This is a genomic window from Moraxella nasovis, from assembly GCF_022701215.1.
Taxonomy (GTDB): domain Bacteria; phylum Pseudomonadota; class Gammaproteobacteria; order Pseudomonadales; family Moraxellaceae; genus Moraxella; species Moraxella nasovis.
On sequence record NZ_CP089976.1, the window covers coordinates 869,258 to 890,769 of the forward strand.

The window sequence follows — 21,512 nt, forward strand, 5'->3', positions numbered from 1 at the left end:
AATAAAACACAAAATCAAATCAGTTACTTTGTTCATGTCTCTGACTGCCATTTTTCATCTGCTCTTTTTCTTGTTCGCTCATTATCATTTGCCACTTCTCCCTCAATCTATGACAGTCAATCATGACCGCTTTTGTCTGCATTTCCTGTAAACGTTTTGGCACATCATCAAAAATAAATGCCAATTTTTCTGCGTCATCATCGCTTAAATAACGTCTGTCATTAAGATAGTTTGCGGTTTTATACCATTCCCAACCTGTTCTGCCTTTTAAATCAAACATAGTTAGGTCATATTTGACTAACTGATGGCCTAGCCAAATTGCAAATTCGCTTCTAAAATAAAAATCCTTCATGATTGCGCCCCCATATGCCATTCAATCCAACTGAGCATATCATCAACATCAATACTCTTGCCCTTGTACCATTTCTTGCCATTGACATATAAAATAGACAAACTGGGATTTGACTTGACATATTTTCTGCGAAGAGTAGTTACTTGATTAAGATTAAGTATATGGCTTGGAAAACCACACTCCACATCTAAATCCTCGTAAATAATGAAAAAACCCTTGTCTGTTACACCATAGCCATTTTTAAAATTGTTGTTCATAACGTCCCCACCATTAACATAGAAAAAATAAAAACTGTGATTAACACAATACAATCAAATAATTTACTCATCTCTTATCGTCCGCCTTGCTAATCTTATCGCCAACCGCCTTAATTGAAAGTCGTTTAGGGATTTTGGGCAATTTGCCATAGATACATAAACTATTCGTCCCCAAATTTTAACCACTGCTTTCATCGTGTATTCATCATCAACGATTAAGCTTAGGATTTCCCGCTTATTCTTCATATTCTTTGTTTCAACGTTCATAACACCACCTTAAATCATCAGGGATAGTCAAAACATAGCCAAGTCCCGTATAATGCACATACACATCGTCCAAATACCGCTTGTGCTGTTTAACCGTCATCAATCTAGTTACAGGAAAATCAAACGGCAATGCCATAAATTGTAGCTTTTGCTCATAGCTGTAACAGTATTTAACCCTTTCATCATAAGTTGCCCTAAATTCTTCGTTTTCATTGCGTAAAATCGGCACGCCAAAATGTAATTTACAATAAGCACGGTACTCTTCTGCGGTCAAATCGCCCTGCTCGGCTAGCTCATTTACCCAAAGACGTTGCAAGCGATTTTGGGCTTGACTTCTGGTCTCGTCCTTATCTGTGATGATGACATTGACTATCTCGCCTCGTTCTTGTCTTGTTAAGATGTCCGCCACGCAGTTTTGTAAGACATTGTCGCTTGTGATGCGATAGCGTTTACTCATAGATTTTTCTTAAATCTTTTTCCATGCGATAGTAAAGCGAAACAGCAAGCCAAATCACCGCCATAAGAATCGATATCTGTTTTTGTTCAGCATTAAAAAATACATCGCCAAAAATCATAGTGCCGTACATAGTGCCGTACATATAGAAACAAAAGGGTGACACAGTCAATACGCTAAAAACAATATAAAGCCAGTCGTACCATTTAAGATTTTTCATTTTGTTTCTCGTCTAAGTTCATAATCTTGTAATAGCTCGTCCCATGTGATAGTGATTAGCTTGCCGTCTTGTTCTATTTGTGCGTACTCAACATTGTCATATCTGTAAGCTCTGACAACATCTATAACATCACCTGTCTGTTTGTGATAATACTTAGCCATTACACATACTCAAACACGACATTCTCACCATCAGATAGCCACGGCTTCATCTTGTCTTTTGCGTGCGTGTTTTTAATCCAATCCAACGCATCGTCTTTATCTTTAAAAGCACGCTCGTCGCTGTCATTTGTGTGCAAATTGTGATAGCAGACGGTTAAGATGTCTTTGCCCTGCTGTATCTTATAAACGTGTGTAGGGCTTGTGATTGTGCTGTCTTTGATAAATAGTTTCATGGTAGTTCCCAAATATTTACAGTTACTGCATTTGTTTTTTCAATGCCACGCTCTACAATCAATTTATCAATTTGGCTATCATCTTGATACACGCCTGCGTGCGTTAAAGCGTCTAATAAGCCTTTCATGCGATTGTCTAAGTCGTTTTTACGCTTATCCTTAAAATTAAGCATAACGTACATTTTTAGGCGTTTGTCGGTGCGTATGTCTAAACCTGCTTTTTTGACGATTTGATAAACTTCGTGCTTGTATGCTTGGGCTTGCTTTGACAAATAAACTTTGACACCTTTTGCAAAACCGTTACTTGCAGAACGCCAGTACTGATTGACCGTTGGTGGCATAGGCAAAACCAAACTTGCTAAGTGTTTCATACTCTCACCACCGCATAGCTTTCAAAAGTATTAAATTGCCACTCTTTGTGTTCATCGATGATTTGCTTGCCCATTTGATAGATGACTTGTGAAAGCTCGTCTGCATAGCATTTAAATTCGCATACTTCATGAACAGTTTTATCGCAAAGTGTTTTTAAGTAAAAACAGACTTTGAAATTACGCTGTTTTTTAAACGCTTTCTCTTTTTTCTTTTTGAACCTGTGTTGCCATTCGCCGTGTAGCTCCATGTTAGGTTCATCACTTTGGCTGTTCAAATATAATTTTAGATAGCCTGATAGTAAATTCATGCTACTTTCTTCCCCAGTGTGCGTTTAATTTTGTCAATGTTCATTTGGGCTTCTTTGCCATCAACGGGCGTGTGCTTTTGTTCGTTTGATGATTGACTGATAGCGGTTGGCATAACGTAAGGCTCACAAAGTTTTTTATTCTTAACAAATTCTCTTACTATCATCTGATAACAGTCTTTGAACGCCAATTCTGCTTTTGTCGTATCGCTTGATGATTGAATACTTATCCAAAGATGGTAGGTCTCATCATAGGCTTGCTTCATCGCAACTGTGATTGGCGTTTTTGGGTCGTTTTGCCATTTGATGATTTGTGATAACGCTCCGTGTTTGTTGATGTAGCTGTCTGCGATAACGTCTGTGTTATCAAAATCTTTTAGCCCTAAGCACCAACGGCGAAACAAAGCAGGGTCAGGGCAAAAGCCGTTTTTTCTAACTGCTATCAAGCCCTGTTCAATCTGCTCTTGGCTTAAATCAAAAATACAAATGTTCATCCCAACAGCAATTTGCTCCATTGTCAGACCGTCAAAAGTTTTAGCAAAGTTCTTTGGCACAATGGATTTGATGGCAAAGATGGTCGCTGTAACCGTTGATAGTTGATTATTCATGGTCTGCTCCGATAAACGCTTGTGGGTTAGCAAATGGGTTTTGTTTAAATTTATTATCAACTGCTTGAAGTTCTGTCAAAAACGCCCCTTGTTCGTTATCTTGTATGCGGTTTAGATACCATTTGGCATTAAAACCTTGCCACCCTGCCGATAGCCAAAAGGCGATTAACTCGTCCATGCTTTCGCCTGTCATGGATTGAGCTTTGCGTAATTCACTTTCGTTTCGCTTCCAAGCGGTCGCTGTCATGTCGGTTTTGGTTTTTTGTTTACGAAAGTGTAGTAAATCTTGCCAAACATCGTCAGATACGTCTGATGGTTTTTTAACCGATGAAGTTTTTTGCGTTTTTGGGTTTTCGCTCTTGTCTTTCTCTTTAGTGTATTTATTATTAGTGTTTTTAAAAGAATGTATTTCTGTGTTTACAGTTTCTGTAATACCCCCCTTTACAGTTTCTGTAATAGCTTTTACATTTTCTGTAATAGCTTTTACAGTTTTTGTAGTACTACAGTTTTTTGGTTTTACAGTTTTTGTAATAGTAAAATCATCATTCAATCGGTATTCGTTCGCTTGTTTTTCATTCCCACTTTTGACGCTGATTAAGCCTATTTCTACAAGTTCAGATAATGCTTTATCAATCGTCGCATAGCTACCAATCCCTGTCGCTTTTTTGATTTGACTGTAACTAATGCGGTCAGTTTCTTTATGCCAGCCACGTGTTTTACGCACGATAAGCAAGTAGATTTTGCACGCATTACCGCTGATTTTATCTAGCATTTCATCAATCAAAGCGTTGGGTACTTGAAAGCTGTTAGCGATAAAATTACTCATGACGCTACTCCGATATATCTATATTTGCCGTGCGTACCGTCGCTTTCTGTATTTTTGCACTTAATCGTCTCAATATCGTGACCTGCTTTCCTTAACTCATGAATAGCAGAGCTTAGACGTGTGCAATGATACAAGTTCGTGCATTCTAGCTGTGTGAGTGTACGACCTGATAGCAAATGTTCTAAAATCATTTGCTTTTTTGTGGGTTTTTTGGTACGATGTTTTTGCATTTTTGGTCTCCTGCCCCTAGTTGTCGCTAGGGGTTTTTGTTTGATTGTAAAATTCCAAAATAGTGATATAAGTGTCAGCGTGGCAATGCTTGGTTTTTCCTGTTGCAATGCGCTGTACTGTTGATTGCGTAATCCCAATTTGTTTTGCAAGTTTCGTCAAGCTCACCCCTTTTATAGATTGAAGCTCACGCAACATTTCTCTTGCTTGCATATTTTTTCTCTTTTGTGCATTAAATTCATCTATTTTAAAGCTATTTTGCATTAAAATCAAGGGTTTTTAATGCAATATTGAAATAAAAAAAAGTAATGCGTTTTTGCATTGTTTTTGATACAATGATAGGGCGTAACTAAAAATAGGTGATTACAATGTCTGATGTCTTATTATTTGCAAAAAACCTTGATTTTTTAATGAAAAAACAAGGGTTAAACGCTAATGGTCTGCAAGACAAGTCAGGCATTACGCAAACAACTACCAGTCGCATTTTAAATGGCTCAACCAAAAACCCACGAGATAGTGTGGTACAGCAATATTCGGACTTTTTTGGTGTTCCTATGGCAGACTTGCGTTATACGGATTTGGAAAAACAAAAGAAAAAACCAAATCACGAACCCCAACTAGACGAACAAGACGCAATAGATATGGAGTTTTGGGATAGCGAAACGCCGCTGTATGATGATGAGTTTGAAGTACCATTTTATAAAGATACTGAATTTTTGGGCGGTAGCGGATTTGATAGCGATGTACACGACGAAGGACGTAGAAAAATCCGCTATGCCTATACCGCCGCACGCCGTGCAGGGGCAACACCGAGTAAGGTTGTGTGTATGACATTGCGGGGCGATAGCATGGAAGAGCTGATATTGGACGGCTCAATGATTGCTATTGATACAAGCAAGACAGACGTCCGAGAAGGTAAGATTTACGCCTTTCGCCACGGCAATATGCTTAGAGTAAAATACCTAATTCCTCGCCCAGACGGAGGTCTAATTATACGCAGTCACAATCCAAAATATAAAGATGAAATAATCACAGGGGACGAGATTGACAGCGAAAATATCCAAGTGCTAGGCTGGGTGTGGAATTGGTCTAGTCTGATGGTGTGGTAAATAAACAAAATGGGATATTTTGAAAACTTTGGGGCAAGCAGATGAGCAATAAAATCCAAAAAGTATTTAATTTCTTATCGTGGGCGTGGGCTGGCATTATTGCGCTTTTAGCTGTTTTTATGTTTTTTAGCAACACGGTAAATGGCTTTGGCACTTTGGTTATGCTGTTTTGTGCCTTGCTTATTACACCGCCCATCAAGTGTAAATTAAAAATCAAACCGTTTTTAGTTACCATATTGTCATCGGTTGTTGCCTTGTTCTCTGTCGGTGTGTTCGCCACGCCTGCTGTCAAAGAAAAAGCGAAAGAAGCTAGAAAGATTGAACAAGCACAAAGAGCGCAAAAAGAGCGTGAAATCAAGCAAGAAATTGCCCAGCCTGTCGCAACCACACCGCCACCTGCTGAAAGTACCGCTCCATCCGTTCCGCCTGTTGTCGTAGTATCACCACCGACAATCGAGACCAAAGAACCGCCCGTAACTATCCAAAAATACGATGTGTCTTGTAAAGTCGTGGGCATATCAGACGGCGATACTATCAACTGCTTAACCGACGATAAGACGCAAATCAAAATCCGATTTGACCAGATAGATGCACCAGAGAAAGCACAAGATTTTGGTACAGCTAGTAAGCAAGCCCTATCCGATATGATTTTTAACAAAACAGTAGAAATTGACGCAAAACAAACGGACAAATACGGTCGCACTGTCGCAGAAGTGTATTATAACGATAAAAACATCAATCAAGAAATGGTGGCTATCGGCATGGCGTGGGCTTATCGTGAATATCTTAAAGATAATTATTATATTGATTTAGAAAACAATGCACGCCTGCAACAACTCGGCATTTGGTCGCAACCAAACCCCATCTATCCTAGCGATTTTAGACGTGCCAAGCGTGGCGAGCAAAACACCCCTATCCAGACCCAACAGATAGCCCAATCGCAGGAAAAAAGAGATTTGGCAAGCAGTGGTGGGCAATGTGGTAGTAAACGGTATTGCAAGCAGATGACAACGTGTAGTGAAGCTAAGCATTATCTAAACGTGTGCGGTGTATCACGCCTTGATAAAGATGGTGATGGCGTTCCGTGCGAGAGTTTGTGTAAATAACCCCCTAGCCTTTAAAAATCCCCTTAATTCCTAAGAATAAGGGGATTTTTTTTCGCCCATAAAAAGCCCCCAGCCTGTTAGCCCAATCTCGTAAGATTGGCAGGACTAGGGGAGTTATTAAAAATACCGTTACCTGCGACTTAAAATGGTGGCAACTGTTGGTAACGCTCCAACCTATGCAGTGTTTCGGACTGCTGCTAATCTATCTCAGCTAAGTTGCCTTGTTGGAATAAAACAAAAGCCAAAAAGATGGCTTCGTAGCTGTTCCGTCCATAGGTCGGTCAGCAAATTTGGCGTTGTCAGTAAGACTTGAACTTACAACCACCACAAGGCGAATGCTCTACCCTGCTATAAAAGCCCCTACTTTTCTTGCCCGTCGGCAAACAGCGGTAGGGGGCGTATTGATGATTATTATACAATAATTTTTTCAAAATTTTATAAATAAAAAAAATTTCTTTAAAAATCATATATTTAAAAATTATTTTGCATTATTTGCATTATTTGCATTATTTTAATGCAAATACGCTTGACTTATTCAATGCAATATTGCATAATACACACATCAAGACGAAGCAACCCAGAGGAGATTAAAAATGATTCAAACACACAGCACAAAAATTATTCAAGACTATCTACAAAACAAAATGCGGGTGTCAGATATTGAAGTTTATGTTGCACCAAATGCAAGTAGCAACCCATTTTATTTTGTAAAGCAAGGTATTAAACGCAAAACAAGAATTCAAAAAATGATACTTAGAGACTTATCTATAGCATTTGACTTCAGCAACAAAGACATCGTCTTTCTTAATCAATCAACTTAAATCGGGAGGATATATGAACTTAAGAAAACGCATTGTTAAGCATCTACTAAATCAGATTGATATTCTTAACAGAAAACTTGAGCTTGCAGAACTGTCAAATAAGCATCTTATTAGCAAAAATCAAGAAGTATTAGAGTTTTTGCATGATATTGAACCGAGCCTTGAGCCGGCACACAAAAGACAGCTTGAGCGGTTTCGCTATATTGATGTGCCATTTTAAGGATTTTGCAATGAAACATAAAATTTTAAATACACTTGGTTTTTTTATGATGTTAGTTGTGATATGCCTAGCACTTTTAAAATGTTTTGATATTGCAATCACTCAACAAGCAAAAGCAGACTTTGAAGAATGTATGTCGTGGAAATTACAGGGGTATAACATTCAATGCGACCCCAAAAAATGGGGGGTGGAACAATGAGCTTGACAGGCGATTGGTATATTGAACTGCTACAAGAGCAGATAACTGATGAAGAGCAGTATGAGCAGGACATGGCACTCCTTGATGAATGTATCGGATATGATGAATTAGTGGAGAAAATACAATGAATTTATATCAAATCAATCAAGAAATCCAAAGCCGAATGACAGCCTTGGGCGAGCGGTTAGATGATAACGAACGCCCTGCCCCTGATGACGACGAAATTGTCGAACTACTTGGCTTAATTGATGGGGATTTGAGCGACAAATTAGAAAGTTACCGCTATGTTTTGTTAAATCTTGATAGCAGTATTGAAGCGTTTAAGGCGGAAATTGACCGACTAAATCGCAAAAAACAATCGCTACAAAGAAACCATGACAGGCTAAAAAATGCGGTATTCAGCGCCATGCAAACTTCTGGACGCAATAAGTTTGAATTTGCCACAGGCAAGATATGGATTTAAAAATCCGCCCCATCAGTACGCCTTGACGTATCCCCTGCAAGACTACCCAAAGAATTTCAAAAGGTAGAGATTAAGGCGGACAATACCTCTCTTGCCAAAGCGTTAAAAGCAGGTGTTGTGATTGATGGCGTGGCACTTGTGCAAAATCAACATATTAGAATTAGTTAAAACCCTTTTAGCAGGCTAGGAATTGCAAACCGAACGGCGGTTATTTTCATACCTTGAACCGCCACGCCTGCTATCTTTTTTGTTAAGGTATGATTTTAAAAGGTGTGTGATTATGGCAATCGGAGCTTTTATTTTAGGTCATAGTGGGAGCGGTAAATCATTTTCGCTTAAAAACTTAGACCCTAATTTGGTTGGTTTTTTTAACGTGGTGGGCAAACGCCTACCCTTTAAAGGGGCGAATTTTAAGACGGTGGTAACAGACAACACCGATGAGATTTGCTACCTTCTAGTAAAATCAAAAGCCCCCATCATCGTGATAGATGACTTTCAGTATTTGATGAGTAACCGCTTTATGCGTGATAGCGATATTAAGGGATTTGACAAATACACCGCCAACGGCAAGGGAATTTGGAACATTCTAAACACCATCAACTATCACATGAAAGATTATCAGCGTGTTTATATTTTATCGCATACTGATGAAGTGGACGGCAAAACCAAGCTAAAAACCATCGGCAAAATGCTTGATGAAAAAATCACGCCCGAGGGCATGGTGGGTATTGTACTACAAACCCACATTGACAATGGGCATTATTTTATTACCCAAAACAACGGACACACCACCGTCAAAACACCCTTTGAGATGTTCGATGATGTGTTAATTCCCAATGATTTAAACTTCGTAGATGACGCAATTTGCGACTACTACAATATCCCAAAAACAGGAGAAAACTCATGAACTTTTATTTTACCCGTGATGACAGTTCAGCTGCCAAAGCCAATTCATCAAGCCGTATTAGCCCGCATGAATTTCATGCGGTAAAAATCACGCAAGCATATTGGAGCGTATCACAGAACGGAGCGAAATTCATCGCTTTAAACTTTATAAACGCCCAAAATGAGACAGCGGACGAAATCAAGATTTATTATGAAAGCAATCAAGGCGAACGCCTATCAGGCTATCATCAAATCAATGCAATTCTTGCTTTTAATAATATCCAAGGGTTAAGCAATAGCCAAGGAATTTACAAGGCATATGATTTTGAAGCTGGTGGCGTGGTGGATAAGCAAGGCTTGGTAGCTAATGAGCTTGTTGGGGCTTATGTTGGTATTATCTTATCGGAAAACTACTACCAGGGGAAAAACGGCATTAAGCACAATTTAAACCTATCAGCCGTTTATCATTACCAAACCAAGCAAAATGCCAAGCAGTTTTTAAATAACACACCCATAGTTGATGGGCAAATTGAACAATCCATCGCTTATGCGCAAAAGTCATCAGAGACAAGCAAGCAAACAGCGGAGCGTTCGCAACAGCCCCAAGGTTACGCCCCACAAGCCCCACATGGCTATCCGCAGGGCATGACCCCTAGCCCAAGCACGTCAATGCAAAGACCGCCCCAAGACGCCGCTGATGGAGCAGGCGTGAAAGACGATGACATTCCTTTTTGAGGTTAAGTATGAATAAGCATTCAAAACAATACCAAGCCGCTATGTGTGAACGTAGCGGTCACTTTAGAAAAGCACAATCACTGTGGAAAGAGGCGATGAATGGGTGTCTATGTAGTATTAATCATGAATATTACAAAAAAAGATACTTATTTTGCAAATCGTTACTTGAGCGTTCAAGAAAAATCAATAAGAGTAGCTACTAATATGATAAATCAAAAATCCAATAAATCTGGTTACTATCATATTATTTTTGATGATATGTGTATTGTTGTAACCTCATGGGTATTCCTATTTTATGTACCAATGCTGAAGTTGCAATGGCGTATAAAAAATCAAAGCAAGTATGATGGGCTTTACGGATTACTTAAAGGGCTAATATGCAAAGACGCTTGTCGCTAAAATTGTTTAAATTTTGATTAACAAATTGGAGAAATGAAATGAGTAACGATACCCTAAAATCAATTAGCGAATGGTTCAAAACCGCCACGCCTGCACCAACCAATAAAAATATTTTAGTACAGCTTGGTTGTCATTTTGAAGAAGTGACGGAAATGATAGAAGTTCTAACTGGCGAACCCCTCCCCGAGATTGTCATGATAGCAGATGAACTAAAACAAGGCGGTACAAATGAACAGGTAGCAGGGTTTATCCAATCAATAGACCGTACTGCCCTACTTGACGCACTCTGTGACCAAATCGTAACGGCAATCGGTGTAGCAGAATACATGGGAATGGACATTCATGGTGCGTTAGATGAAGTAAACCGTTCGAATTGGTCTAAGTTTGAAAATGGCAAGCCTATCCGAAATGAGCATGGCAAGATTATCAAAGGCGCAGATTATGAAGCACCGAAGTTAGAACAGTTTGTATGACGAAACTGGAAAAAGGAGCAAAGAAATGAAAGAAAAGATTAACAGTGAATTTAACACCGATGAACCAAATCAAAATAAAACAGGCATTAACGTAGAATACATAGACCACATGGGCAATGATAACAGCGTAGTTACTTCTGCTCGTGTCAGCTATTCTAAGCGTGCTAAACAGTTTCCTGAAGATGAGAACGCACGATTGATTAAGTATCTAGCTACACACAAGCATGAGATACCGTTCGCTCACACGGCTATTACTTTGCGTGTTGAAGCACCAATATCAATTAGAACACAGTGCTTTAAGCATAAAATTGGTTTTGTTGAGAATGAAGTATCACGCAGATACATTAAATCAAAACCCAAACTATTTATTCCAAAATTCCGTCAAGCCCCTGATGGTAACATCAAACAGGGTAGCGGTGCTGAGTTAAGCACAGAAAAGCAGAATTACTGGCAGAAGGAGTATGAGATACAATGTCAAAATGCTATCCAGATGTACGAGCAGATGATTGAAAACGGTATAGCACCTGAACAGGCTAGGTTTGTGTTACCACAAGGCGTTATGACTGAATGGGTGTGGACGGGTTCTTTGCTTGCTTATGCTAGATTTTACAATTTGCGTAGTGATAGCCACGCCCAAAAAGAAATCCAAGAACTAGCTAAGATGGTGAGCGATATTATCGCCCTGCTTTATCCAATATCGTGGCACGTACTAACAAAAGGACTAACAAAGAAATGAAAGAATTCGCAAAAGAAAAGTTGATTAAAGACTTGATTCGTAGATATGACCTAGAAGGTCAAGAGCATATTTGCAGTTTTGCAGAAGACTTAGTAAATAGCATCGGCACAAGCGGTCATTTAATCAAACAAATACACCGTCTCATCCATTCCAAATTAAATTATTTGACTTATTTGATTGATGACGGTCAAGGTATAGAAGCTGTTGATGATTGTTATCATACGCTAAATATATTTGATGTGCTTATTAAAAATAATGGATGGATAAGAACAAAAGAGAGTCTGCCCAAAACAAATCAAGAAGTTATTGTTGTTTATGATGGAGTAAGTAGAATTGCTGAATATAGGGTAGATACTGATACAGTAAGTGACGATGGCAATAGTCGCGATTACTTCCAATGTTTTAGCAGAAAAGATGGTTATTTTATCGCAGAAGTTGATGAGGTTGAATATTGGCAACCACTGCCACTTGCACCTTCAAAAAAAAATAAGGAATAACTATGAATAAACAATTTTACACGACGAGAGAAGTGTGCGAGCTAATGAAAATTAGTCCGCGCACACTACTAAGATGGCAAAAAGAGCATTTGAGTGGTATTAAGTTTCCAAAACCAAATAAAAACTTCGGTCGTGAAAACAGATACAAAGCTAGTGAAATTATGAAGTGGCAAAACGCTATTGAAGCTCACTAATAGCTTTAAGCTCGTTTATTTTATCTATCCACTTTCTATACGCCAACCTTTGCTCGTCAAGATAATCATAGTAGTCATACGTTGCTTGCTCGCCTGCCAGCGTATGACCAAGCATAATTTCCGCCACGTCTCTTGTCGTAAATTTACTAAAATTGGTTCGTGCTGTGCGTCTTAAATCGTGCATTGACCAGTTTGGAATTTCAACCCCTTGATACCGCTTGATAAACTGTCTCAAATTGATTGGTAATGTCAAATTTGAATTTCCACCAACACTGCCTGTATTATCTTCTCGTGGGAATAAGCAATCAATTTCGCTCAATTTAATCAACTGCAACAATAGTTTTTCTTGCTCGGGCAATATCGGTCGGATAATTTTACGCCCTGTTTTTTTACCGACTTTGTTGTTTTCAACGGGCACAGTCCAAACTTTTTTATCAAAATCAAAATCGTTTTTGCTAGCTCTGAGTAATTCTCCTTTGCGACAGCCAAACATCAGACATAATTCAACAAGACAGCGATTTTTAAACGTTATTCTTGATTTTCTTAGTGCTACAAAAATCAGTACAAGCTCGTCATCGCTTAACACCCTTTCTTTCTTATTCTTACGAATACCTAAGTCCGCATGGGCGAAAATATCAGATAATGGATTGTGTGGAATGTATTGACGTTTAACCGCCCATTTCAACGTCTGTTTTACATTCAATAAAATGCGTGAAGCCATCGCAGGCGTGCTTTCAGCTATCGGCTCAATCAAATCAAGCCAGTGCTGTAAAGTGATTTTATCCGCAGGCATAGAACCAAATTTGGGGTAAACATGACGCTCGATAGAACGCTTAATTTGACTTGCTGATTGTTTATTCTTAATACAATAGTTATCATACCAAAGCTCAAATATTTCTTTGAACGTTTTGACTGCTTGATTTTTGGTAAGTTCAAATTTTGGGTCTTTATTCTCGTCCAACAACGCCCTGTATTCTGTTGCCCTCTCCCTAGCTTTCTTTAATGTCATGAGCGGATAAGTGCCTATGTCTAGCCTTTTTGCCTTTCCGCCAAAACGATAGCGTAACTGAAAAACGATTTTTCCCTTTGGCGATATGCGAACACTCATCGCATCACGGTCAGCAAACTCTTCTACTTTCTCTCTGTGCTTGCCGTTATTTGCTTTTAGCCACGATTCTGTTAGAGTCATAAGACACCTTTGTACATAAAATGAAATTATTTTTTTTTAGGCGATTATGTACTTAATTATGTACATAAAAATCGTGTCTTATTATGTCTTATTGTGTCGTACTATGTCTATATTTATTTGATAATTTTATGCTAAACTACTGTTATTATTATGATTTTGTCTTGCTATGTCGTTTTATGTCTTATGATAGATGATTAACGTGAGCTATGATGGCGATATTGCGTAGATTTTGGATAGAATTTGACATAAAAAACTCAGTAAAAAATAGCGTTCTTAAGAACATAAAAGAATCAAGCTTATCGCTTGCGAATAAATCACCACATATTATGGCTAGTATTCGGTAGAAAACCGTTAATTATAACACAATTATTAGGTAATAAGAATTAAAAAAATAAGGCATAAAATAACAAAAAGCCGCACAATGGCGGCTTTTTGTGAACTAAGCATAGTTATACTAAAAATTAACGTACAACCATATCTTTAGTTTGTTCTACAGTTTGAGTTCTGTCACCAGAAATCACTGCATATACACGACGGTTCATCGCACGACCTTCAGCAGTGTCGTTTGGTGCGATTGGGCGGTCGAAGCCATAACCGATTGCAGATACACGGTTAGGAGCGATGTTGAACTCACGAGTTAACATAGACTTAACAGCGTTTGCACGAGCTTCAGACAGACGTTGGTTGTATTTTGCACTTGAACGTGGGCTGTCTTTAGATGCGTGACCTTCGATGGTTGCAGTAGCATTCGGGAACTCGCGCATTGCTTGAGCAACTTTTGCTACGTCTTCACGGAACTGAGGCTTGATGTCAGACTTATCACGGTCGAAGTAAGCACGTAGCTCTAAGCGTAGTGGCGTAGTTACATCAACTTTCAATGGGCAGCCATGAGCATCTACTACGACATTGCGTGGAGTACCTGGGCAAGCATCAACAGAATCAAATACGCCGTCTAGGTCGCTGTCTTTGTCAGTTTCTTCAATAACAGCAACAACTGGTTGTTTAATAACTACAGGAGCAACTGGTTCAACTACTGGCTGAGCAATCGGAGCAACTGGTACTGCTGGAGCTAGGCGACCGCCTAGAGCTACTTCTAGACCTGCTAGAGCTTTACCATTCCACCAGTTTTCATCAAAGTTGTGCTCTGCACGAACTTCACCACGTAGTGCAAGTGCGTCATTTACTAGATAACGAGCACCAAAGCCTAAATTACCGATGGTATCAGTAGATTCAAGTGCATCACTATTTCGTGACTCATTTTTCACTTCAGTTTTTTGTTGACCAGCACCTACTAGTACATATGGCTTAAGGTTGCCAGTAGTATAGCCAGAGAACTGCTCAGTACCTACTAGGAAGTTACCAGAAAGGTTTTCTTGCTTACCAGAGAATTTTGGAAGAGTTGCATTCTTATGGTCTTTTTCTGAAGAAAAAGCGTCAACGTCAGTTACGCCATATTCTACTTGAAATTGAGTAGATGGAGTAAGCTCTACGCCTAGTGCTACACCAGTATATAGTCCGCTATCAAGAGCAACACCCTTGGTTGACTTGCCATCTTCATCGGTCAATCCAGATACATTTACTTCAAAAGTTTTACGTTGGTGTTTAGCTGCAGCACTGTCATCCACATAGTTGTAACCAACTAGCGGAGTTACTGTTACGCCTGCAGAAGCAGCAGTTGCTACAGTTGCAAAAACTGCTAGAGCAATTTTGTTTAACTTCATAATATTCCTCCAAGGAATGGTTTAGATTTCATTAAAACTTGTACAAAAACATTCTACCATCAAGCTGTGTCAAATGCCATACCATTGCCGGTAAAAGTAAAATATGCACAATTTTAGATAGATGGGCTTAGAATAATGGAAAAACACAAAATTTACAACCCTTTTTTTACAAAATCCATGCAATATTACACAAAGGCAATGTTTCATTTAGCTTGTAGAAATAATCTTTTAACATATCTTAAAGGCATCTTTCATAGCTTTAACCGCGTCAGTAAGCCCCATAAATACACTATCAGCGATAATAGCGTGCCCAATGTTTAGCTCGTTAATACCATCGATTTGGGCAATATTGGCAACATTTCGTCTGGTCAATCCATGCCCTGCGTTAATTAATATGGTGTGATTGTGCTTGGCTGCCGATTGCTGGCAGTAACCGACCGCCTCAATAATGCGGTTAAGCTCATGCTGAGTGGCATCGTGATCGCCTAACAAGTCATAATTAGCATAAGCTCCCGTATGCAGCTCGATTGCATCAGCACCAACACAGATTGCCTTATCAATCTGGGCAAAGTCTGGGTCGATAAACAACGACACCTTAATACCTTTGGACTGTAATTTTGCCACAAAATCATCAATATGCACCAAGTTTACCACATCAAGCCCGCCCTCTGTGGTCACTTCTGTTCGTTTTTCTGGCACAAGACAGACCCACTCTGGGCAGACATCACAAGCAATGGCAAGCATCTCATCAGTAACCGCCATCTCAAGGTTCATAGGCACCGTAATGGCATCTTTAATGGCATAAACATCGCTATCTTTAATATGGCGACGATCTTCTCTTAAGTGCAGCGTAATGCCTTGAGCTCCAGCTTGCTCACAGACACAAGCCCCGCGAACTGGGCAAGGGTAGTCCACGCCACGAGCATTACGCAAAGTAGCAATGTGGTCAATATTTACACCAAGCCTTGGTAACTTTTTCATAATTTTCCCCATTGATAAAACATCTGCCAGTCGTTAGTGTTGATAACGATAAAACGCTTGCCATAACTTTCGACTATTTAATGGCTTAAAGTCTAATAAAAAATCAAGTAATTGCCGATGAATTTGACCAAACTCCGTCAAAAATTCATCTTTAATGCCAAATTTTCCCATTTGTTTTAGTGTATCACCTAAAAAATAACTTTGATTTTTCTTAAAAGTATCAACTTTGGTAAAGCCTGAATTTGGGATAAATTGATAATAGGCATTGTGAGCAAGGGTTTCGCCCAAATAATCACCATCATAATCAATCATCGCCCCAAGTTCATCAAATAAGGCTCTTTCAAACTTACGTAAAATGCACTTCATGCCTAGGGTGTTTGAATCGTCCAAATGAGACAGGCTAAGTGCTTGTAGAGCGTTTATGCTGTCTTGGTAGCTTTGCCAAAGCTTAGGACAGGCATTTTCCAGTGCCAAAAGCTTACATAAAATTTCGTTCAGATACAACAAAGCAAACTGTGCTTGACCACGAACAGGAAAAAGCGTTGAATTTTTGTCACTATCAATTGTGATTTGGCTGAAGTTTTTTAAGGCTGTTTGACCACTTGCGAACAATCGAACAGGCACAAAAGAAGGTACGCCTCGCATACCCACGCCATGTACCATGCCAAATTCCTGACTAAAGCACTGATAAATCGCCCTTTTTTCTTGATAAGGACGAGTGTGTAGCACATAGGCGGTTAATGGCTCGTTACGCACGTTAGTCTAGTCTTTAATAACCCAAGCTATTTAACGCCCGCTCATCATCACTCCAACCACGCTTGACTTTCACCCATAGGGTCAGCATGATTTTACGATCAAACAACGCCTCCATGTCTTTACGTGCATCGATACCCACTTGCTTAATGCGGCTGCCTTTATCGCCGATAATGATGGTTTTTTGACCCGCTCGTTCTACAAAGATTGTCGCGTCAATGAAAGTTACCGCTTTACGCCATTTGCCAGTTTTAGGGTCTTGGTGTGCAGGCTCGTCTTTAAACTCATCAATCTGAACAGTCAAATCATAAGGTACTTCTTCGCCAGAAGCACGCATGATTTTTTCACGGATAATCTCACTTGCCAAAAACCGCTCCGAGCGATCGGTAATTTGCTCAGGATCAAAAATCGGTGGACGCACTGGCAGATAACTTGTGATAAGCTTTTCAAGTCCGTCTAAGTTATGCCCTCGCAGTGCAGACACTGGGATAATATCTGCAAAGTCAAAGCTGTCCTTATACTCTTCAATCAAAGGCAACAACTTACCCTTATCCTTGATGGTATCAGCTTTATTAATAACGAGTACCACAGGCAAGCTTGTCTGGGCAAGCTTTTCTAAAGTCAGCAGATCATCTTCGCGCCACTGCACGCTATCTACCACAAACAACACCAAATCCACATCTGATAAAGCAGAAACGGCGGCTTTATTCATGCGTTCGTTAATTGCCTTGACCTCTTTGGCGTGAATGCCAGGCGTATCCACAAATACGATTTGCTTAATAGAATCGGTTAAAATCCCATGAATACGATGGCGTGTGGTCTGTGGCTTACGACTGGTGATAGAAAGTTTTTGACCAAGCAGATGATTCATTAGCGTAGATTTACCTACGTTTGGACGACCGACAATCGCCACAAAGCCTGCACGAAACTTATCGCTGATGGTAATGGGCGTAGGATTTTCATTAAAAAAAGAAGCGATGGCGGTTTCGTTGTCGTGTTGATCTGTCATTTTTAGTTAACTGCCTAATCTATTAAGTTGATTAATCATGCGTTCAGCACATTTTTGCTCAGCAATGCGGCGAGATTCGCCCGTTTCAGTGACGGGGCTTATCCCATCCACCGACACTTGGCAGGTTACTACAAAAGTTTGCTTAGGAGCGTTTCCTACAATCTCTACCAGCTCATAGGTTGGCAATGGCACACGATTACCCTGTAGCCACTCTTGCAAACGTGATTTGGCATCTTTTAGCATTTTTTCTTCGCCAATACCATCAAGCAAATCACCGTACCATTCAAGCACCAAATCTCGCACAAAAAATCTATCTTGTGCATCTAGGTACACTGCTGCAATAAGTGCTTCAACACTGTCTGCCAAGATTGAAGCACGGTGGCGACCACCCCCTTTACGCTCACCAACGCCTAAAATAAGATGGCGACAAAGCTCTAATTTTTCAGCGATTTGAACCAATGTTTCTTGACGAACAAGCGTTGCTCGCATTCGGGTCAGCTTGCCTTCATCATGATCTGGGTAGCGTGTAAAAAGCGTCTGAGCAATGATGATGCCAAGCAAAGCATCGCCCAAAAACTCCAATCTCTCATAACTGTTTTTAGGATCGTATGAACGGTGCGTCAACGCCTGTCTTGGCAAGCTATGATCCTTAAAAACATAGCCTAATTTATCGCACAGTATCGGTAAACCTTGCTCAAAATTGGCAAAATAAGTCAGCTGTTCTAACGATTTTTTCTTAGATGTATGTTGCGTATTATCTAGAATTTCCATGCTATTCCAAATTAATTAATTTTGCCATTGCGTTCAAAGCTTGGTAAATTTAGTCCAGGCTCTTTATGCATCCAGATATAAGTTGCCTTACCTGCTAAATTCTTTTCTGGTACAAAACCCCAAAAACGAGAGTCTTCACTTCGATCACGGTTATCACCCATCACAAAATACTGCCCATCAGGTACCGTAACATGCCACTTAGTACCACCAGAAGTTGCTACTTCTGGAGAAACTTGATTTAAAAAGTCACCCGCCTGAGAAGCATTTAAATCACCAACATATCGTACCAAATGCTGATGATTACCTTGTGTTTCTTGATAATAACGTGCATAGCTTTCTTCTTGGCGACCAAAATTGGCACGCTCTTCATCACTTAATACTTGAGTGCCAATTTGGGTTGGCATCATAGTGTCCACAAAGCGATCCTGCATATCGTACATGGCTGATACAGTGGTTACTTTTTCGCCATTCACACTTAATACGCCATTATCAAACGCAATAATATCGCCAGGCAGACCAATCATACGCTTGATATAATAACGACTTGGTACTTCAGGATAACGAAATACCACAACATCGCCACGCTCTGGCTCACCTGTATTTAAAACCTTAGTGTGGATTAGGGGTAAACGCACACCATAAGCAGATTTGTTCACCGCAATGAAATCCCCTGTGTACAGGGTTGGCACCATAGATGATGATGGAATGTTAAATGGTTCAACAATAAACGAACGCACCACCACCAAAAATGCTAAAATTGGCAGATACTCATACGACCAACGAACAAGCGTAGTGCGTTTTGTCTGCTTGAGTTTAAATTTATCAATCAGCCAAACCGCTAAAAATAGCAACGTTACTGGTACTAAGATTAAATTAACATCAAATTCCACTTACTTCCCCTTAAATCTGCTGTATTACAATTTGGTTAGTTATCCACTTTCAGCACAGCTAAGAATGCTTCTTGTGGAATCTCAACACTACCAACTTGCTTCATACGTTTTTTACCTGCTTTTTGTTTTTCTAGCAATTTCTTTTTACGACTCACATCACCACCATAACATTTAGCAAGAACGTCTTTACGCATGGCTTTTACCGTGCTTCTGGCAATAATTTGACTGCCGATCGCTGCTTGAATTGCCACATCAAACATCTGTCGGGGAATAAGCTCTTTCATCTTCTCAACCAGCTGCCCACCACGGCGACGAGCATGCTCCTGATGACAAATCATCGCCAAGGCATCTACTTTCTCACCATTAATTAGCACATCAACACGAGCCAATCTGTCTGCTTCATAACGCTCAAATGCGTAATCCAAAGAGGCAAAGCCACGGGATGCAGATTTTAATCGGTCAAAAAAGTCCATCACTACCTCACCCATCGGAATATCAAATACCACTTGAACTTGACGAGCCATAAATTTCATATCCACCTGCACACCACGTCGCTCAATAGCAAGTGTGATTACATTACCCAAATATTCTTGGGGTACCAAAATATGGCAACGAGCGATTGGCTCACGGAATTCGTCAATTACCCCGACATCAGGAAGTTTGGATGGATTATCCACATAGACAATACCGCCTCCTTTTTTGACAATCTCATAAATAACACTTGGTGCAGTGGTGATTAGATCTAAGTCATATTCACGCTCGAGACGCTCTTGGATAATCTCCATATGCAGCATTCCCAAAAACCCACAACGAAATCCAAAACCCAAAGCATCAGATGTGTCTGGCTCAAAAAATAAGGCAGAATCGTTAATTTGTAATTTTTGTAAGGCTTCACGAAATTTTTCAAAATCAGATGAATCCACAGGGAACATACCTGCATAAACCTGAGGTGTTACCTTTTTAAAGCCTTTAATACTTGGCACTTCAGGCGTCTTAGCCAACGTGATAGTATCGCCGACAGGTGCACCAGCAATATCTTTAATGCCCGCAATCACAAAGCCCACTTCACCTGCTTGTAAGCTGTTTGTATTAACAGGTTTTGGCGTGAACACACCAATACTTGTTACAAGATGGCTTTCACCTGTTGATTTGACAAAAATACGATCACCAGTGTTTACTCGCCCTTCTCGTACACGAACTAATGAGACCACACCCAAATAGTTATCAAACCAACTATCAATAATTAAAGCTTGAAGCGGTGCATCACGATCGCCTTGTGGTGCTGGTATGGTCTCAACTAATGCTTGTAGCAACTCGTCAATACCTATACCTGTTTTTGCCGAAACTCTAGGAGCATTAATCGCCTCAATGCCAATAATGTCTTCAATTTCTTCAATCACTCGTTCAGGCTCAACCTGAGGCAAATCAATCTTATTTAAGACAGGCAACACCTCAAGCCCTTGTTCTACCGCAGTATAACAGTTCGCCACGCTTTGGGCTTCTACACCTTGGGCGGCATCCACGACAAGTAATGCACCCTCACAAGCTGCCAAGCTACGAGAAACTTCATAGCTAAAATCTACATGTCCTGGCGTATCAATAAAATTCAGCTGATATTTCTGACCGTTAGGGTGTGTATAATACAGAGTAACTGACTGAGCCTTAATGGTGATACCTCGCTCACGCTCAATATCCATACTATCTAGCACCTGAGCTTGCATTTCTCGATCAGACAAACCGCCACATACCTGGATAAAGCGGTCCGCTAGGGTTGATTTACCATGGTCAATATGAGCAATAATAGAAAAGTTACGGATATTAGCAAGATCAGTCATAATCACACTTCATACATTAAACAAACTCCCTATTCTACCAACCTTTCCCCCTAAATGATAGCCCTTTTTCACCTTTCACCCCTCTCCCAAAACAAAAACCCCCGCATTTGCGGGGGTCTTAAATAAGGGTGCTGACGATGACCTACTCTCACATGGGCGAACCACACTACCATCGGCGCTAAGACGTTTCACTTCTGAGTTCGGGAAGGGATCAGGTGGTTCCATCTTGCTATTGTCGTCAGCG

35 protein-coding genes, 1 rRNA gene and 1 pseudogene are annotated in these 21,512 nt (G+C 40.0%); 15 read left to right on the top strand and 22 right to left on the bottom strand.

Going from position 1 to position 21,512, the window contains the following annotated elements; all coding sequences use genetic code 11:
* Positions 1 to 19: 19 nt before the first annotated feature.
* The 13 genes from LU293_RS04310 to LU293_RS04370 form a co-directional block, all read right to left on the bottom strand.
* Positions 20 to 352 carry a hypothetical protein gene (locus LU293_RS04310; protein ID WP_242749225.1) on the bottom strand — a complete coding sequence of 111 codons (333 nt, stop codon included), beginning with the start codon at positions 350 to 352 and terminating at the stop codon, positions 20 to 22.
* On the bottom strand, positions 349 to 609 hold the full coding sequence (locus LU293_RS04315) for a hypothetical protein (RefSeq protein WP_242749227.1): 261 nt from the start codon (positions 607 to 609) through the stop codon (positions 349 to 351). Before LU293_RS04315 ends, LU293_RS04310 begins: the two co-directional genes overlap by 4 nt.
* A gap of 63 nt (positions 610 to 672) precedes the next feature.
* On the bottom strand, positions 673 to 876 hold the full coding sequence (locus LU293_RS04320; protein ID WP_242749229.1) for a hypothetical protein: 204 nt from the start codon (positions 874 to 876) through the stop codon (positions 673 to 675).
* Positions 866 to 1,333: a NinB/YbcN family protein gene (locus LU293_RS04325; protein WP_242749231.1), complete on the bottom strand. Its 468-nt coding sequence runs from the start codon at positions 1,331 to 1,333 to the stop codon at positions 866 to 868. Before LU293_RS04325 ends, LU293_RS04320 begins: the two co-directional genes overlap by 11 nt.
* The gene (locus tag LU293_RS04330; protein WP_242749233.1) at positions 1,326 to 1,550 is read right to left on the bottom strand and encodes a hypothetical protein; all 225 of its coding nucleotides are present in this window, start codon (positions 1,548 to 1,550) and stop codon (positions 1,326 to 1,328) included. The genes LU293_RS04325 and LU293_RS04330 overlap by 8 nt, the downstream gene beginning before the upstream one ends.
* Positions 1,547 to 1,711, bottom strand: a complete 165-nt coding sequence (locus LU293_RS04335) for a hypothetical protein (RefSeq protein WP_242749235.1) — start codon at positions 1,709 to 1,711, stop codon at positions 1,547 to 1,549. The genes LU293_RS04330 and LU293_RS04335 overlap by 4 nt, the downstream gene beginning before the upstream one ends.
* Positions 1,711 to 1,944, bottom strand: a complete 234-nt coding sequence (locus tag LU293_RS04340; protein WP_242749237.1) for a hypothetical protein — start codon at positions 1,942 to 1,944, stop codon at positions 1,711 to 1,713. The genes LU293_RS04335 and LU293_RS04340 overlap by 1 nt, the downstream gene beginning before the upstream one ends.
* The gene (locus LU293_RS04345) at positions 1,941 to 2,315 is read right to left on the bottom strand and encodes a RusA family crossover junction endodeoxyribonuclease (protein WP_242749239.1); all 375 of its coding nucleotides are present in this window, start codon (positions 2,313 to 2,315) and stop codon (positions 1,941 to 1,943) included. The genes LU293_RS04340 and LU293_RS04345 overlap by 4 nt, the downstream gene beginning before the upstream one ends.
* Positions 2,312 to 2,623 (bottom strand): hypothetical protein, encoded by a 312-nt coding sequence (locus tag LU293_RS04350; protein WP_242749241.1) that lies wholly within the window; start codon positions 2,621 to 2,623, stop codon positions 2,312 to 2,314. The genes LU293_RS04345 and LU293_RS04350 overlap by 4 nt, the downstream gene beginning before the upstream one ends.
* A complete protein-coding gene (locus tag LU293_RS04355) occupies positions 2,620 to 3,228 on the bottom strand; it encodes a hypothetical protein (protein WP_242749248.1) in 609 nt (202 codons plus the stop codon). The genes LU293_RS04350 and LU293_RS04355 overlap by 4 nt, the downstream gene beginning before the upstream one ends.
* Positions 3,221 to 4,054 (bottom strand): replication protein, encoded by an 834-nt coding sequence (locus tag LU293_RS04360; protein WP_242749250.1) that lies wholly within the window; start codon positions 4,052 to 4,054, stop codon positions 3,221 to 3,223. Before LU293_RS04360 ends, LU293_RS04355 begins: the two co-directional genes overlap by 8 nt.
* Positions 4,051 to 4,284, bottom strand: a complete 234-nt coding sequence (locus LU293_RS04365; RefSeq protein WP_242749252.1) for a helix-turn-helix domain-containing protein — start codon at positions 4,282 to 4,284, stop codon at positions 4,051 to 4,053. Before LU293_RS04365 ends, LU293_RS04360 begins: the two co-directional genes overlap by 4 nt.
* A 16-nt stretch (positions 4,285 to 4,300) precedes the next feature.
* Positions 4,301 to 4,546, bottom strand: coding sequence for a helix-turn-helix domain-containing protein (locus LU293_RS04370; RefSeq protein WP_242749254.1), 246 nt, complete (start codon positions 4,544 to 4,546; stop codon positions 4,301 to 4,303).
* Positions 4,547 to 4,650: 104 nt separating this feature from the next.
* Between LU293_RS04370 and LU293_RS04375 the strand changes: the two genes are divergently transcribed.
* The 15 genes and pseudogenes from LU293_RS04375 (at position 4,651) to LU293_RS04435 (ending at position 12,119) form a co-directional block, all read left to right on the top strand.
* Positions 4,651 to 5,391: a LexA family transcriptional regulator gene (locus LU293_RS04375; RefSeq protein ID WP_242749256.1), complete on the top strand. Its 741-nt coding sequence runs from the start codon at positions 4,651 to 4,653 to the stop codon at positions 5,389 to 5,391.
* 119 nt (positions 5,392 to 5,510) lie between these two features.
* Entirely contained in the window at positions 5,511 to 6,497 is a 987-nt protein-coding gene (locus LU293_RS04380) for a thermonuclease family protein (protein ID WP_242749258.1), read from the top strand.
* A gap of 593 nt (positions 6,498 to 7,090) precedes the next feature.
* Entirely contained in the window at positions 7,091 to 7,318 is a 228-nt protein-coding gene (locus LU293_RS04385) for a hypothetical protein (RefSeq protein ID WP_242749260.1), read from the top strand.
* 13 nt (positions 7,319 to 7,331) lie between these two features.
* The gene (locus LU293_RS04390; RefSeq protein WP_242749262.1) at positions 7,332 to 7,538 is read left to right on the top strand and encodes a hypothetical protein; all 207 of its coding nucleotides are present in this window, start codon (positions 7,332 to 7,334) and stop codon (positions 7,536 to 7,538) included.
* Between the two features lie 10 nt (positions 7,539 to 7,548).
* The gene (locus LU293_RS04395) at positions 7,549 to 7,737 is read left to right on the top strand and encodes a hypothetical protein (protein ID WP_242749264.1); all 189 of its coding nucleotides are present in this window, start codon (positions 7,549 to 7,551) and stop codon (positions 7,735 to 7,737) included.
* Positions 7,734 to 7,865 carry a hypothetical protein gene (locus LU293_RS09815; protein ID WP_256462124.1) on the top strand — a complete coding sequence of 44 codons (132 nt, stop codon included), beginning with the start codon at positions 7,734 to 7,736 and terminating at the stop codon, positions 7,863 to 7,865. The genes LU293_RS04395 and LU293_RS09815 overlap by 4 nt, the downstream gene beginning before the upstream one ends.
* Positions 7,862 to 8,368: pseudogene (locus tag LU293_RS04400) on the top strand (siphovirus Gp157 family protein). The gene LU293_RS09815 and the pseudogene LU293_RS04400 overlap by 4 nt, the downstream one beginning before the upstream one ends.
* Before the next feature lie 112 nt (positions 8,369 to 8,480).
* The gene (locus LU293_RS04405; RefSeq protein WP_242749272.1) at positions 8,481 to 9,107 is read left to right on the top strand and encodes an ATP-binding protein; all 627 of its coding nucleotides are present in this window, start codon (positions 8,481 to 8,483) and stop codon (positions 9,105 to 9,107) included.
* The gene (locus tag LU293_RS04410) at positions 9,104 to 9,820 is read left to right on the top strand and encodes a hypothetical protein (protein ID WP_242749274.1); all 717 of its coding nucleotides are present in this window, start codon (positions 9,104 to 9,106) and stop codon (positions 9,818 to 9,820) included. Before LU293_RS04405 ends, LU293_RS04410 begins: the two co-directional genes overlap by 4 nt.
* Before the next feature lie 8 nt (positions 9,821 to 9,828).
* Positions 9,829 to 10,023, top strand: coding sequence for an ANR family transcriptional regulator (locus LU293_RS09920; protein ID WP_375540351.1), 195 nt, complete (start codon positions 9,829 to 9,831; stop codon positions 10,021 to 10,023).
* Complete coding sequence (locus LU293_RS04415) at positions 9,944 to 10,219, top strand: hypothetical protein (protein WP_242749276.1); 276 nt, start codon at positions 9,944 to 9,946, stop codon at positions 10,217 to 10,219. Before LU293_RS09920 ends, LU293_RS04415 begins: the two co-directional genes overlap by 80 nt.
* 38 nt (positions 10,220 to 10,257) lie before the next feature.
* On the top strand, positions 10,258 to 10,692 hold the full coding sequence (locus LU293_RS04420) for a nucleoside triphosphate pyrophosphohydrolase family protein (RefSeq protein ID WP_242749278.1): 435 nt from the start codon (positions 10,258 to 10,260) through the stop codon (positions 10,690 to 10,692).
* A 25-nt stretch (positions 10,693 to 10,717) separates the two neighbouring features.
* Complete coding sequence (gene thyX / locus LU293_RS04425) at positions 10,718 to 11,428, top strand: FAD-dependent thymidylate synthase (protein WP_242749280.1); 711 nt, start codon at positions 10,718 to 10,720, stop codon at positions 11,426 to 11,428.
* On the top strand, positions 11,425 to 11,925 hold the full coding sequence (locus tag LU293_RS04430) for a DUF551 domain-containing protein (RefSeq protein ID WP_242749282.1): 501 nt from the start codon (positions 11,425 to 11,427) through the stop codon (positions 11,923 to 11,925). Before thyX ends, LU293_RS04430 begins: the two co-directional genes overlap by 4 nt.
* Before the next feature lie 2 nt (positions 11,926 to 11,927).
* The gene (locus LU293_RS04435; RefSeq protein WP_242749284.1) at positions 11,928 to 12,119 is read left to right on the top strand and encodes a helix-turn-helix domain-containing protein; all 192 of its coding nucleotides are present in this window, start codon (positions 11,928 to 11,930) and stop codon (positions 12,117 to 12,119) included.
* Here the strand turns inward: LU293_RS04435 and LU293_RS04440 are convergent.
* From LU293_RS04440 to rrf, 9 genes are all read right to left on the bottom strand, one after another.
* On the bottom strand, positions 12,103 to 13,308 hold the full coding sequence (locus tag LU293_RS04440; RefSeq protein ID WP_242749286.1) for a tyrosine-type recombinase/integrase: 1,206 nt from the start codon (positions 13,306 to 13,308) through the stop codon (positions 12,103 to 12,105). The genes LU293_RS04435 and LU293_RS04440 overlap by 17 nt on opposite strands.
* A 461-nt stretch (positions 13,309 to 13,769) precedes the next feature.
* On the bottom strand, positions 13,770 to 15,029 hold the full coding sequence (locus tag LU293_RS04445) for an OmpA family protein (protein WP_242749288.1): 1,260 nt from the start codon (positions 15,027 to 15,029) through the stop codon (positions 13,770 to 13,772).
* Between the two features lie 228 nt (positions 15,030 to 15,257).
* A complete protein-coding gene (locus tag LU293_RS04450) occupies positions 15,258 to 16,010 on the bottom strand; it encodes a pyridoxine 5'-phosphate synthase (RefSeq protein WP_242749290.1) in 753 nt (250 codons plus the stop codon).
* Between the two features lie 33 nt (positions 16,011 to 16,043).
* The gene (gene recO, locus LU293_RS04455; RefSeq protein ID WP_242749292.1) at positions 16,044 to 16,766 is read right to left on the bottom strand and encodes a DNA repair protein RecO; all 723 of its coding nucleotides are present in this window, start codon (positions 16,764 to 16,766) and stop codon (positions 16,044 to 16,046) included.
* A gap of 13 nt (positions 16,767 to 16,779) precedes the next feature.
* Positions 16,780 to 17,772, bottom strand: coding sequence for a GTPase Era (gene era / locus LU293_RS04460; RefSeq protein ID WP_242749294.1), 993 nt, complete (start codon positions 17,770 to 17,772; stop codon positions 16,780 to 16,782).
* A 6-nt stretch (positions 17,773 to 17,778) separates the two neighbouring features.
* Positions 17,779 to 18,543 carry a ribonuclease III gene (rnc, locus tag LU293_RS04465; RefSeq protein ID WP_242749309.1) on the bottom strand — a complete coding sequence of 255 codons (765 nt, stop codon included), beginning with the start codon at positions 18,541 to 18,543 and terminating at the stop codon, positions 17,779 to 17,781.
* Positions 18,544 to 18,554: 11 nt separating this feature from the next.
* Complete coding sequence (gene lepB / locus LU293_RS04470; RefSeq protein ID WP_242749311.1) at positions 18,555 to 19,433, bottom strand: signal peptidase I; 879 nt, start codon at positions 19,431 to 19,433, stop codon at positions 18,555 to 18,557.
* A 35-nt stretch (positions 19,434 to 19,468) separates the two neighbouring features.
* Positions 19,469 to 21,268, bottom strand: a complete 1,800-nt coding sequence (gene lepA / locus LU293_RS04475; protein WP_242749318.1) for a translation elongation factor 4 — start codon at positions 21,266 to 21,268, stop codon at positions 19,469 to 19,471.
* Between the two features lie 129 nt (positions 21,269 to 21,397).
* Positions 21,398 to 21,511, bottom strand: a 5S ribosomal RNA gene (gene rrf / locus LU293_RS04480).
* Position 21,512: the final 1 nt, after the last annotated feature.

Coding starts and splice junctions, on each gene's coding strand:
- LU293_RS04430 (WP_242749282.1), top strand. CDS start 11,425: ATGAAAGAATTCGCAAAAGAAAAGTTGATTAAAGACTTGATTCGTAGA.
- lepA (WP_242749318.1), bottom strand. CDS start 21,268: ATGACTGATCTTGCTAATATCCGTAACTTTTCTATTATTGCTCATATT.
- LU293_RS04345 (WP_242749239.1), bottom strand. CDS start 2,315: ATGAAACACTTAGCAAGTTTGGTTTTGCCTATGCCACCAACGGTCAAT.
- LU293_RS04435 (WP_242749284.1), top strand. CDS start 11,928: ATGAATAAACAATTTTACACGACGAGAGAAGTGTGCGAGCTAATGAAA.
- LU293_RS04310 (WP_242749225.1), bottom strand. CDS start 352: ATGAAGGATTTTTATTTTAGAAGCGAATTTGCAATTTGGCTAGGCCAT.
- LU293_RS04370 (WP_242749254.1), bottom strand. CDS start 4,546: ATGCAAAATAGCTTTAAAATAGATGAATTTAATGCACAAAAGAGAAAA.
- LU293_RS04355 (WP_242749248.1), bottom strand. CDS start 3,228: ATGAATAATCAACTATCAACGGTTACAGCGACCATCTTTGCCATCAAA.
- LU293_RS04380 (WP_242749258.1), top strand. CDS start 5,511: ATGTTTTTTAGCAACACGGTAAATGGCTTTGGCACTTTGGTTATGCTG.
- LU293_RS04415 (WP_242749276.1), top strand. CDS start 9,944: ATGAATATTACAAAAAAAGATACTTATTTTGCAAATCGTTACTTGAGC.
- LU293_RS04405 (WP_242749272.1), top strand. CDS start 8,481: ATGGCAATCGGAGCTTTTATTTTAGGTCATAGTGGGAGCGGTAAATCA.
- LU293_RS09920 (WP_375540351.1), top strand. CDS start 9,829: ATGAATAAGCATTCAAAACAATACCAAGCCGCTATGTGTGAACGTAGC.
- LU293_RS04385 (WP_242749260.1), top strand. CDS start 7,091: ATGATTCAAACACACAGCACAAAAATTATTCAAGACTATCTACAAAAC.
- LU293_RS04450 (WP_242749290.1), bottom strand. CDS start 16,010: ATGAAAAAGTTACCAAGGCTTGGTGTAAATATTGACCACATTGCTACT.
- LU293_RS09815 (WP_256462124.1), top strand. CDS start 7,734: ATGAGCTTGACAGGCGATTGGTATATTGAACTGCTACAAGAGCAGATA.
- LU293_RS04335 (WP_242749235.1), bottom strand. CDS start 1,711: ATGGCTAAGTATTATCACAAACAGACAGGTGATGTTATAGATGTTGTC.
- LU293_RS04410 (WP_242749274.1), top strand. CDS start 9,104: ATGAACTTTTATTTTACCCGTGATGACAGTTCAGCTGCCAAAGCCAAT.
- LU293_RS04365 (WP_242749252.1), bottom strand. CDS start 4,284: ATGCAAAAACATCGTACCAAAAAACCCACAAAAAAGCAAATGATTTTA.
- LU293_RS04395 (WP_242749264.1), top strand. CDS start 7,549: ATGAAACATAAAATTTTAAATACACTTGGTTTTTTTATGATGTTAGTT.
- era (WP_242749294.1), bottom strand. CDS start 17,772: ATGACAGATCAACACGACAACGAAACCGCCATCGCTTCTTTTTTTAAT.
- LU293_RS04330 (WP_242749233.1), bottom strand. CDS start 1,550: ATGAAAAATCTTAAATGGTACGACTGGCTTTATATTGTTTTTAGCGTA.
- LU293_RS04420 (WP_242749278.1), top strand. CDS start 10,258: ATGAGTAACGATACCCTAAAATCAATTAGCGAATGGTTCAAAACCGCC.
- LU293_RS04320 (WP_242749229.1), bottom strand. CDS start 876: ATGAACGTTGAAACAAAGAATATGAAGAATAAGCGGGAAATCCTAAGC.
- LU293_RS04325 (WP_242749231.1), bottom strand. CDS start 1,333: ATGAGTAAACGCTATCGCATCACAAGCGACAATGTCTTACAAAACTGC.
- LU293_RS04440 (WP_242749286.1), bottom strand. CDS start 13,308: ATGACTCTAACAGAATCGTGGCTAAAAGCAAATAACGGCAAGCACAGA.
- thyX (WP_242749280.1), top strand. CDS start 10,718: ATGAAAGAAAAGATTAACAGTGAATTTAACACCGATGAACCAAATCAA.
- LU293_RS04445 (WP_242749288.1), bottom strand. CDS start 15,029: ATGAAGTTAAACAAAATTGCTCTAGCAGTTTTTGCAACTGTAGCAACT.
- LU293_RS04390 (WP_242749262.1), top strand. CDS start 7,332: ATGAACTTAAGAAAACGCATTGTTAAGCATCTACTAAATCAGATTGAT.
- LU293_RS04340 (WP_242749237.1), bottom strand. CDS start 1,944: ATGAAACTATTTATCAAAGACAGCACAATCACAAGCCCTACACACGTT.
- LU293_RS04375 (WP_242749256.1), top strand. CDS start 4,651: ATGTCTGATGTCTTATTATTTGCAAAAAACCTTGATTTTTTAATGAAA.
- LU293_RS04315 (WP_242749227.1), bottom strand. CDS start 609: ATGAACAACAATTTTAAAAATGGCTATGGTGTAACAGACAAGGGTTTT.
- LU293_RS04350 (WP_242749241.1), bottom strand. CDS start 2,623: ATGAATTTACTATCAGGCTATCTAAAATTATATTTGAACAGCCAAAGT.
- LU293_RS04360 (WP_242749250.1), bottom strand. CDS start 4,054: ATGAGTAATTTTATCGCTAACAGCTTTCAAGTACCCAACGCTTTGATT.
- rnc (WP_242749309.1), bottom strand. CDS start 18,543: ATGGAAATTCTAGATAATACGCAACATACATCTAAGAAAAAATCGTTA.